Origin of the sequence: Komagataeibacter swingsii, from assembly GCF_003207895.1 — a bacterium.
Taxonomy (GTDB): Bacteria; Pseudomonadota; Alphaproteobacteria; order Acetobacterales; family Acetobacteraceae; genus Komagataeibacter; species Komagataeibacter swingsii.
Window position 1 is genome coordinate 40,285 of record NZ_NKUB01000019.1, and the last position, 10,382, is coordinate 50,666.

At 62.5% G+C, this 10,382-nt stretch carries 9 protein-coding genes and 1 pseudogene; 9 read left to right on the forward strand and 1 reads right to left on the reverse strand.

Annotated features, from left to right (window positions below; genetic code table 11):
• Positions 1-352: 352 nt before the first annotated feature.
• From CFR76_RS12890 to CFR76_RS12910, 6 genes are all read left to right on the forward strand, one after another.
• A complete protein-coding gene (locus tag CFR76_RS12890) occupies positions 353-1,108 on the forward strand; it encodes an SDR family oxidoreductase (RefSeq protein ID WP_110557404.1) in 756 nt (251 codons plus the stop codon).
• Positions 1,109-1,113: 5 nt separating this feature from the next.
• Entirely contained in the window at positions 1,114-1,551 is a 438-nt protein-coding gene (locus CFR76_RS12895; protein WP_110557405.1) for an acetyl-CoA carboxylase biotin carboxyl carrier protein, read from the forward strand.
• On the forward strand, positions 1,548-2,915 hold the full coding sequence (accC, locus tag CFR76_RS12900; RefSeq protein WP_110557406.1) for an acetyl-CoA carboxylase biotin carboxylase subunit: 1,368 nt from the start codon (positions 1,548-1,550) through the stop codon (positions 2,913-2,915). Before CFR76_RS12895 ends, accC begins: the two co-directional genes overlap by 4 nt.
• Positions 2,912-3,370 (forward strand): biotin/lipoyl-containing protein, encoded by a 459-nt coding sequence (locus CFR76_RS12905; RefSeq protein ID WP_110557407.1) that lies wholly within the window; start codon positions 2,912-2,914, stop codon positions 3,368-3,370. Before accC ends, CFR76_RS12905 begins: the two co-directional genes overlap by 4 nt.
• Positions 3,371-3,494: 124 nt before the next feature.
• A complete protein-coding gene (locus tag CFR76_RS18120; protein ID WP_167402136.1) occupies positions 3,495-3,788 on the forward strand; it encodes a hypothetical protein in 294 nt (97 codons plus the stop codon).
• A 24-nt stretch (positions 3,789-3,812) separates the two neighbouring features.
• A complete protein-coding gene (locus tag CFR76_RS12910) occupies positions 3,813-5,294 on the forward strand; it encodes an aspartate ammonia-lyase (RefSeq protein ID WP_110557416.1) in 1,482 nt (493 codons plus the stop codon).
• 3 nt (positions 5,295-5,297) lie between these two features.
• On the opposite strand, the gene CFR76_RS12915 is transcribed toward CFR76_RS12910, so the two are convergent.
• Complete coding sequence (locus tag CFR76_RS12915) at positions 5,298-6,236, reverse strand: LysR substrate-binding domain-containing protein (protein ID WP_167402137.1); 939 nt, start codon at positions 6,234-6,236, stop codon at positions 5,298-5,300.
• Positions 6,237-6,617: 381 nt separating this feature from the next.
• Here CFR76_RS12915 and CFR76_RS12920 point away from each other — a divergent pair, with 381 nt between their 5' ends.
• The 3 genes and pseudogenes from CFR76_RS12920 to CFR76_RS12930 all read left to right on the forward strand — a co-directional run.
• Complete coding sequence (locus CFR76_RS12920; RefSeq protein ID WP_110557417.1) at positions 6,618-9,098, forward strand: TonB-dependent receptor plug domain-containing protein; 2,481 nt, start codon at positions 6,618-6,620, stop codon at positions 9,096-9,098.
• Positions 9,099-9,256: 158 nt separating this feature from the next.
• On the forward strand, positions 9,257-9,904 hold the full coding sequence (locus CFR76_RS12925) for an SOS response-associated peptidase (RefSeq protein ID WP_110557409.1): 648 nt from the start codon (positions 9,257-9,259) through the stop codon (positions 9,902-9,904).
• 268 nt (positions 9,905-10,172) lie between these two features.
• Positions 10,173-10,382 (forward strand): annotated as a pseudogene (locus tag CFR76_RS12930) (B12-binding domain-containing radical SAM protein); the annotation flags it as partial.

A 10,382-nucleotide genomic window follows, 5' to 3' on the forward strand; every position in this document is an offset into this window, starting at 1 on the left:
TGTTCAAAATACACAGTCCCTGGAACAGTGCTGGTCATATCCCGGAAAATGGCAGGATCAGGCATCAGGCCCGGACCACGGCAATACAGGTTTCCCGCCGTCCGGCGCCGACCTGCAAACTATGGCCGTTTGCGTAACGATGACCAGTGCAATTCTGGCTGTATGGCCATCGGATAATCTTATGGATCAGGGCGATAGCCGGGCCATCATATATTGTTATGGCGTGAGAACGAAGTGCTCTTGGCGCATGCTGGCCGCGCCCGTTAGCATGAAGTGAATAGCTGAACATCCGGCACCCGTTGTGGGGCCGGGCGGGAGGCGTCATCTCTGTTCAGGATCGGGTTTTCTTACCATGAGCAACCAGCCGTACCGCACCGCCCTCGTCACTGGCGCATCCTCTGGCATTGGCGCGGAAATCGTCCGCCGCCTGTCGAAGGAAGGGATCGAGGTCCATGCCCTGGCGCGTGACGCGGCGCGGCTGGAAGCGCTGTCGCAGGAAACCGGCTGCGTCGTGCATGCCGTCAGCGTATCCGACCAGGCGGGGATCGAGGCGCTGGTCAACGGGCTGGAGATCGACATCCTGGTCAACAATGCCGGGCAGTCGCGCACGGGCAACATCACCAACACCACGCCGGAAGATATCGACGCCCTGGTGGACGTGAACCTGCGCGCGGTGCTGCAACTGACGCGGCTGGTGGTCGCGGGCATGATCGCGCGTGACCGCGGGCATATCGTCAACATCACCTCCATCGCCGGGCATTATGCCTTTGCCGGCGGCAACACGGTCTACCATGCCACCAAGGCGGGCGTGCATTCGCTGTCGCAGCAGTTGCGCTGCGACCTGTTCGGCCGCCACATCCGCGTGACCGAGGTCTCGCCCGCGCGGTGCGAGACCGAGGTGTTCGGCCGCCTGATCGGCAACATGGAGGAAGCGAAGAAGCGCTTCTTTGACGAATACGAATCCCTGCTGCCCGAGGATATCGCAAACTCCGTCGCCTTTGCCGTCATGGCGCCGCAGCGCATGAATGTCAGCTTCATGGAAGTGCTGCCGACCATGCAGGTGGTGGGCGGCCTGAACTTCGCCAAGAAGACGTCCGGCGCGGCGTAAGGCCAGTGGATCTCACGCATGTCAGGCGGCTGATCGACCTTGTGGCCCATGCCCCGGTCACGGAGCTTGAGGTTGAGGAAGGCGGCTGCCGCATCCGCATCACCCGTGGTGGTGGTGGTGCGCCGCCCGCCGCGACACCCGCGCCCGCAACTATCGTGGAGGCGGTCCGCGCGCCGACTGTGGCCGCGCCGGAACCGCCGCCCGTGGCGCAGGCCGTCATCACGGCCCCATCCTATGGCGTGTTCCATCTCTCGCCCTCGCCCGGCGCGGCCCCCTACGTCACGGTGGGGCAGGAAGTGCAGGTGGGGCAGGAAGTGGGGCTGGTGGAGGCCATGAAGGTGTTCAACGCCGTGCGCGCCACGCAGGCTGGCACGATCGCCGCCGTGCTGGTGGAAGACGGCACGGAAGTGGAGGCAGGGACCCCCCTGTTCCGTCTGGCATGAGTGAGATCCCACGTTTCAGCCGGGTGCTGATCGCCAATCGTGGCGAGATCGCGCTGCGCATCCAGCGCGCCTGCCGCCAGCTTGGCCTGGAAACGGTGGCCGTGTATTCCGAAGCCGACGCCGACAGCCGCCATGTGCATGAGGCCGACATCGCCCTGTGCATCGGCCCCGCCGCCGCCGCGCGCAGCTATCTGGATGCGGACGGGCTGCTTCTGGCCGCCCGCCTGACCGGGGCGCAGGCCATCCATCCCGGTTATGGCTTCCTGTCGGAAAACGCTGATTTCGCCGATGCGGTGGCGGCGGCGGGCCTGACCTTCATCGGGCCGACGGGCGCGTCGATCCGCATGATGGGCGACAAGATTACCGCCAAGCGCGCCATGCGCGACGCGGGCGTGCCCTGCGTGCCCGGATCGGACGGGCCGCTGCCTGCTGACATGGACGCGGTGAAGGCCATTGCGTTGCAGGTGGGCTTTCCCGTTATCGTCAAGGCATCGGGCGGTGGCGGCGGGCGCGGCATGCGCGTGGTCGAGCGCGAGGCCGACCTGGCGCAGGCCGTAACACTGACCGCCAAGGAAGCACAGCAGGCGTTCGGCAACCCGACGCTCTACCTTGAACGCTTCATGCAGAAACCGCGCCATATCGAGATACAGGTGCTGTGTGACACCCACGGCACGGCGCTATGGCTGGGCGCGCGCGACTGTTCATTGCAGCGCCGCCACCAGAAGGTGCTGGAGGAAGCCTCCGCCCCCGGCATCGCCCCCGAAACGATTGCCGAAATCGGCGAACGCTGCGCCGAAGCCTGCCGCCGTATCGGCTACCGTGGCGCGGGCACGTTCGAATTCCTGTATGAAGACGGGGTATTCGCCTTCATCGAAATGAATACCCGCGTGCAGGTCGAACACCCGATTACGGAGGAGACGACAGGCATCGACATCGTGGCCGGGCAACTGCGTATCGCGCAGGGCGAACCGCTGGGTATCGCGCAGCCGGACATCCCGCTGCTGGGCCATTCCATCGAATGCCGCCTGAATGCCGAGGACCCGTTCACCTTCATGCCCTCGCCGGGCACCATCACGCGCTGGGACCTGCCCGGCGGGCCGGGCATCCGGGTCGATACGCATGTGGTGGCGGGTTATACGGTACAGCCCTATTATGACTCGCTGATCGGCAAGGTCATAAGCCATGGCGCAACCCGCGCCGAAGCCATTGCGCGGATGCAGGTGGCGCTGGCGGAAATGAAGGTGGAAGGGGTGTCAACCAACATCGCCCTGCACCGCGACCTGCTGGCGGACCCGGATTTCCGGCGCGGCGGGGTGGACATCCACTATCTTGAACGCTGGCTTGCACGGAGGACGGCGCCATGAACAACCGCCCCGAACAGTTGGTGCCCCCGTTCGACCGGCTGCCGGAACCCGAACAGATCGCACAGATGGCGACATGGCTGGCGCAGGCGGGGCTGGACAGCCTGGAACTGACGAACGCGGCGGCGGGCCTGAAGCTGCGCATCCGCGTGGGGCAGGCGGCACCGGTCCCGCCCGCAGCGCAGGCCGCCCCCCCGCAGGCGGATGCCGGGGCAGGGCGTGTTGCGGTTACGACGCCGTATTTCGGCCATCTGTGCCTGACCCATCCGTTGCGCGATGCGCCTTTTGCCCCGGCGGGGACAAGGGTGGCGCAGGGGGATGTGGTGGCCCTGCTGACACTGGACAGCCTGCAGGTGCCGGTGACCGCGCCGGTGGCGGGCATGGTGGTGGATGTTGTGGGCCAGCCCGGCGCGCTGGTGGGATATGGCGCGCCCGTCCTGCATATCCAGCCCGACTGACACATGCCGGCCGGATGCTGTGACCATGCGGGCAACAGTATCCGGCGCGACCGGGCATGCCGCCTTGCTGGCATGACATGCGGGCAGCGTGCGCAGGGTTTCGTGGCAGGAAAACGGCCCCGCAATGACTAAGAGACTGTTTGAAAACAAATCATTGATGAAAAACAATAAAAGTTTTTGGGTGCTGTCTTTTTTCAGAAAGGCGGCCTGCTTTCGAAGCTTCTGCAAAAAGCTTCACCAAAAACTTCCTTTGATTTTAAAGCGCCATCATGAGCTGACTTTTCAAACAGTCCCTGAAGAAGTCCTTGGTGCGGCCTTGTTCCAAGAAGCTTCGAAGAATACTGCCTTTTTTGACAGAAGGCAGCGCCCGGAAATTTTTATTATTTCATCAACAGGTTGTCTCGAAACAATCTTTTAACCTGCATAGGCCGGAATGATGAATATGACCCCCTTGGCGCCAGACGCCACAACCCGCATTCCGACCGGCCCCACGGGGATCGGGACGGCAGCACCCGGCCCGCGCACGGAGCGCGACCTGCTGGGCGAAGTCACCATTCCCCCCGGCGCCCTGTGGGGCGTGCATACCAAACGCGCGCTTGACAACTTTCCCATCAGCGGCACGACAATCGGCACGTTCGGGGAACTGGTGCAGGGGCTGGTGACGGTCAAGCTGGCGGCGGCCCGGGCCAATCTTGCGCTGGGTTACCTGGACCGCACGCGCGCCGACGCCATTGCGGGCGCATGCCAGCTCATACTGCAGGATTCCGCCTACCACGCGCAGTTTGTCGTGGATGCCATGCAGGGCGGGGCGGGCACATCGACGAACATGAACGCCAATGAGGTCATCGCCAACGTGGCCCTCGGGCTATTGGGGGAAAAGCCGGGCACGTACGCCGTGCTGCACCCCAATGACCATGTCAACATGGCGCAGTCCACCAATGATGTTTACCCGACGGCGCTCCGGCTGGGCCTGCTGCTGGCGGTTGACCCGCTGGTGCGCGCCCTTGAGGGGCTGCATGCGGCGCTGGATGAAAAGGCGGAAGCCTTTGGCGCGATCCTGAAGGTCGGCCGCACGCAGCTACGCGATGCCGTGCCCATGACGCTGGGGCAGGAATTCGGCGCGTTCCGCACGGCGATCGCCACGGAAATCAGCAGTATAAAGACCCATGCCACGGCGTTCGGGCAGGTCAACCTGGGCGGCACGGCCATTGGTACGGGGCTGAATACCGACCCGCGTTACGCATCGACCGTCATGGCGGAGCTGCGCCACCTGACCGGGCGGCCCATGGCCGGCGCGCCGGACCTGATCGAGGCGACATCGGATGTGGGGGCCTTCGTCCTGTTTTCCGGCGTGCTGAAGCGCCTGGCGCTGAAGCTGTCGAAAATGTCCAGCGACCTGCGCCTGCTGTCCAGCGGGCCACGGACGGGACTGGGCGAAATCGTGCTGCCGGCGGTGCAGGCGGGGTCATCCATCATGCCGGGCAAGGTCAACCCCGTCATCCCCGAGGCCGTCAATCAGGTGGCCTATCTGGTCGCGGGCCATGACATGACCATTACAATGTGCGCCGATAGCGGGCAATTGCAGCTCAATGCGTTCGAACCGATGATCGGCTACTGCCTGTTTACATCCATCAGGACATTGCGCGCCGCCATCGAAACCCTGGCCACGCGCTGCATCAGCGGTATTTCCGCTGACACGGCGCGGTGCCAGTACCTGTCCGACATCAATATCGGCATTATCACGGCGCTGGTGCCGGTGCTGGGTTACGATACGTGTTCGGCCATTGCCAAACGCGCATTGGCGGAAAACCGCAGGGTGACGGAGCTGATCGTGGCGGAAGGGCTGCTTTCGCCCGAACGGCTTGCGGACCTGCTGCGCCCCGATGCGCTGACCAGCCCCAACGTGGGGCGGCAGGCGGGCTGAGCTTCAGCCGAAAGGCTGGGTGCCCGGCCAGTTGTGCGAGGCCGCCATGGCCTTGGCCAGCTCGATGAGCAGTTCGCGCACCGCGACGGAGGCTTCCGTTTCAGGAATGATTTCGGGGATGCACAGCGAAACATCCTCCTGAATGACGGGGTTGCGCAGCGGATAGATGCGCGAACGGCCCGGCACGACAATACGGCTGGCGACGGACCATGGCAGGATGGTGCTGCCGATGCCTTCCTCTATCGCGCCCTGCAAGGTAATCAGCGCCTCGATCTCGGCCACGATGCGCGGTTCAAGCTGCTTGCGCACGAAGGCCATGTCCACGCTCTTGCGGACAAAGTTGTGCTTGGGCGGCAGCAGCAGGGGCGTATCGGCTATGTCCGCCAGTTGCACCGCCCCGGTTTCATCTTGCGGGAATTCCAGCCCGTGCGGGGCGAGCAGGAAGAATTCCTCCTTCATCAGCGGGGTGAAGATAACGCCCTTGATCGGTCCCGCGCCATGGATGACCGCCATGTCCAGCCGCCCGGTCATGATCAGTTCGCTATAGATGTCATCAAAGCTTTCGGTCAGGTGCAGCGTGATGTCGGGCAGGCAGGCGCGCACGCGCTGCAACAGCTTGACCGAAAGCGTGGACCCCGCGCTGTAGGGCGACAGCCCGACCGACACCTTGCCCACCAGCGGCCCGGCCCCCTGGGTTATTTCAACCATGGCGCGGTCGAACTGCTTGGTCAGGGTCTGCGCGTGGCGGTACAGTTCCGACCCGGCCGTGGTGGGTGTCACGCCGCTTTTGCTTCTGATGACAAGTTTCTGCTTGAAGGCGTTTTCAAGTGTGGCCAGTTGCTGGCTCAACGCGGGCTGGGCGATATTAAGCAGGTCAGCCGCACGGGAAATGCTGCCCAGATCAATGATTTTAATAAAAGCCTGCAGTCGCCGTATGTCCAACTGGAACTCCATGAATATTATTAGGCTTGGGCTTTATTGCATTGATAATGGGGATATTTCTGGAATTGTCAATATATTGTCATGCGCGGGCATGACGTTTCGGCCAGTCAACGCCGCCTTATCCGGATTGTCGCGTGGCCGTTCCACCACCGTTGCGAAACGGGATTCCCGATACTTGCGATGTATAGTGTCAAAAACGCGACACGTTGCGAAACCCGGAACGTTTTCAATTATATAATTCATTAAAACCAAGTAAGGACCGCCATCGCCCCCGAACATATCAATAATCCATATGACGCCACATCGTAACGAATGCGCATCATAACCCTGCACATGTTCGTTACCAAACGTCCGGTCGATTTTCAGGGGGGGGGAAGGCAGATGTCAGGCCTATCAAAGCGGAAGTTATATCTGGTAGCCGGGGTTGCGTTCGGTACATTCGTACCTGTTGTGGGTGAAGCCGCGACAACCGCCGTCCCTTCGCCTGAAAAGCATTACAGGGCTGCCCCCGTCAAAAAAACGACCGTCGTGAAGCATGCCACGCCCACGGCGCTGCGCGCATCCGACCGGCCGGAAGAAATCCATGTGGGCGGGCACCAGACCAACTCCATCTTCTCGCCGGGCGCTGCGCGCCACAGCACCACGCAGGTAACGGTCGTGACCGGCGCGGAACTGCTCAAGACCGGCCAGACCAATGTGCTGTCCGCGCTGGCGCAGGCCAACCCCGCCATCACCACGGCCGCCCTGCCCGGTGGCGGCGCAAGCTCCTTTGTCCAGACCATGCAGTTGCGCGGGCAGTCGCCTGATGACACGCTGATCCTGGTGAACGGCCACCGCCGCCATATCGGCGCCAACTTCAATTCCAACGCGGGCACCAACTGGGGCAGCGAGCCGGCCGATATCTCGCTTATCCCCATCACGGCGATCGACCATATCGAGGTCATTACCGAAGGCGCGTCCGCGCTGTACGGTCAGGACGCGATCGCGGGCGCGGTCAATATCGTGCTGAAGCGCGATACGCAGGGCGGCACCATCAATTTCAAGAACAGCGGCTATTACGCGGGCGACGGCCAGGCGCTGGATGGCTCGGCCAGCTACGCCATGGCGCTGGGCAACAAGGGCGGCTACCTTGACCTTGCGGCGCAGGTCACCCACCAGTTGCCCACGACGCGCGGCGGTGATTTCTATGGCACCCTGTTTGCCGACCCCACGCGCAACGCCACCGCGGACCGCAACGTGCAGCGCGGCCTGGGCCTGCCCAAGTCCACGCTTGAGACGCTGAGCGAGAACATGTCCGTTCCCTTCGCGCATGGGTTCAGCTTCTACAGCACGTCCACCTTCTCGCACCGTCGCGCCAACGTGCCTGAAACCTACCGCGCCAATTCAGGGGCGGATGAATGGGTCAACCCGTCGCTCTACCCCAATGGCGACCAGCCCTACATCACCATGGACCAGTATGATTTCGAGACGGATAACGGCATCCGCGCGCGCAAATTCGGTTTTGCGTGGGATGCGTACGTAACCTATGGCCGCGACCAGCAGAAATACGGCACCAAGGATTCCGAAAACGCCACGATGTCGGGTGGCTCCTACGTCTATGACCCGACCCAGACTTCCTTTTATGATGGTGAGTCGATCGCATCCGAACTGACGACGGGGCTGCGGGGGTCGCGTTCGTTCCATACCGGGCTGCTGCCGCGTGACATCAACCTGAAATTCGGCGCGGAATACCGTCACGACACCTTCCAGATGACGCAGGGTGAAACCGCGTCATGGGGCGGGCAGGGGGCGACCGACCATCCCGGCAACGTGCCCATGGCGGTTACCAACCAGAACCGTGACGTATATGAAGGTTTCGCCAACCTTGATTTCTACATCACCAAGAAATGGGAATGGACGCTGGGCGGCCGCGTTGACAGCTACAACAACCTGGCCACCGTCGAGACCGGGTCCATCGGCACGCGCTACAACTTCAACAAGCGCTGGGCCATCCGCGCCAACATCAATTCCGGCTACCGTCCGCCCACGCTGGGTGAAATGTCCTATTTCTATTCAGCGCCCTATCCCGGTTACACCGTGGACCAGGTGCCCGCGAACAGCGCCATCGCCAAATACCTGGGCGCTGGCAACATGAAGGGCGAGTATTCGCGCAGCTATACCATCGGGCTGGATGCGACGCCGGTTGATGACTTCCACATCACGGGCAACCTGTACTACATCGCAATCAATGACCGCCTGGGCAGCACAAAGTCCTATACGGTCAATGCAAGTGACACCGAACTGGAAAAACTGCTGGCCCAGGCCAATATTTCCAGCGCAACGTCACTGTCATACTATGCCAACCTGTATAATACCCAGACATTCGGCGGGGACCTGAGCGCCGATTACACGCTGCATACGCACCGCTTTGGCAAGTTCCGCTTCGCCATGGGCATCAACTTCTCCGATAACGAGATCCGTTCCGCCCGCAACAATCTGGTGAACGAATACACCAAGGAAATGGTCCTGCATTCCGCGCCAAAGAACCGCGAGCAGATCAGCGTGAACTGGCAGTACAGGAAATGGTCGGTCTTCCTGCAGGAAATGCGTTATGGCTCCATTACCTACATGGCGGCCCCGACCGGCCCCGGTTCCGTGCCGTTTGAGCAGAACCCGGCCTTCATCACCAACCTGGAAGTGGACTACAAGCCCGTGCCGCGCTGGACCATCGGCGTCGGCGCCAACAACCTTGGCAACAAATACCCGACCCGCATTTCCAGAACGATTGCCGATTCACAGCAGGGCCTGTCCAAATACGCCTCCTATTCCCCCTACGGGTTCAACGGCGGGATGTATTACGTCAAGACCTCGCTCGATTTCTGAAACCCGGCCTGGCCTGCGGGCAGCGTGATTATGGCGGCTTCCTTTCCCGATCCATCGGGAAAGGGAGCCGTTGCCGTATGCGCGCCCCGACATATCGCATGGCCCTGTTGCGCCGATGGGCGTTACCAGTCGGGAAACGCCATATGAAGGGGAGAGGCATGTGCAACCTTTATGCAATGACGGACAGCCAGCAGGCCATCCGTGAGGCAGCGGGGGTCATGATGGATCATACCGGCAACCTTGCGCCCCTGCCCGAGATCTGGCCCAACACCCTGGCCCCTGTCGTACGCAATGCGCGGGGCGGTCGCGAACTGGTCATGGCGCGCTGGGGCATGCCCACGCCGCCGGGTTACCTGAAGGGGCGCAAGGTGGACCGGGGGGTGACCAACATCCGCAATCCGACCTCGCCATGGTGGAAACGCTGGGAAGGGACCGCGCATCGCTGCCTCGTGCCGCTTACGGCCTTTTCAGAACCGGAGCATCTGCCCGACGGGGGCAGCAGGCCCGTCTGGTTCGCCCGCAGCGGGGGCGAGCCACTGGCGTTTTTCGCCGGTATCTGGTGCCAGTGGACATCGGTGCGCAGGCTTGCGGATGGCGAGACCACGGACACCCTGTTCGGGTTCCTGACCACGACCGCCAACCGGGTGGTCGGCGCGATCCATCCCAGGGCCATGCCCGTCATCCTGACCCGGCCGGACGAACTGGATGCCTGGATGAATGCGCCAGCCCCGGACGCGCTGTGGTTGCAGCGGCCACTTGCCGACCACGCGCTTACGGTCGTGCCGGCGCCCGCACGGCTGGGATAATGATGACCGAGGCCGGAAAACGGAGGCTTCGCAACCCTGTTACATTTTGCAATGCGGGTATCATGCATTGCAAAAGCTCTTCTATCGCTATTGCGGGCCAGGAGGTGTAGAGACATTCTTCATCCAGATGGAAGATCCATATGACGACCGTTCGCCGCAATAGCGCCATTTCGCCACAGATGGATCACTCCGTCCGCATGCGCCCTGCCACTGACCGGGGAGGCCGTTTCAATCAGGAAGGGGAGGCAGGCCAAGGGATGTCATCATAATGGCCGATCCCTGCAAGGTCCTGATGATCTTCCCGCGCTTCAACGCCAATTCATTCTGGAACTATCAGGCGGCATGCGACCTGGCCGGGGCGCGCTATCCGGCGGCGCCGCTTGGCCTGATTACCGTTGCGGCCCTGCTGCCCGCGGAATGGGACGTGCGGCTGGTCAACCGCAATACCGAAGAACTGGCGGATGCGGATCTGGCCTGG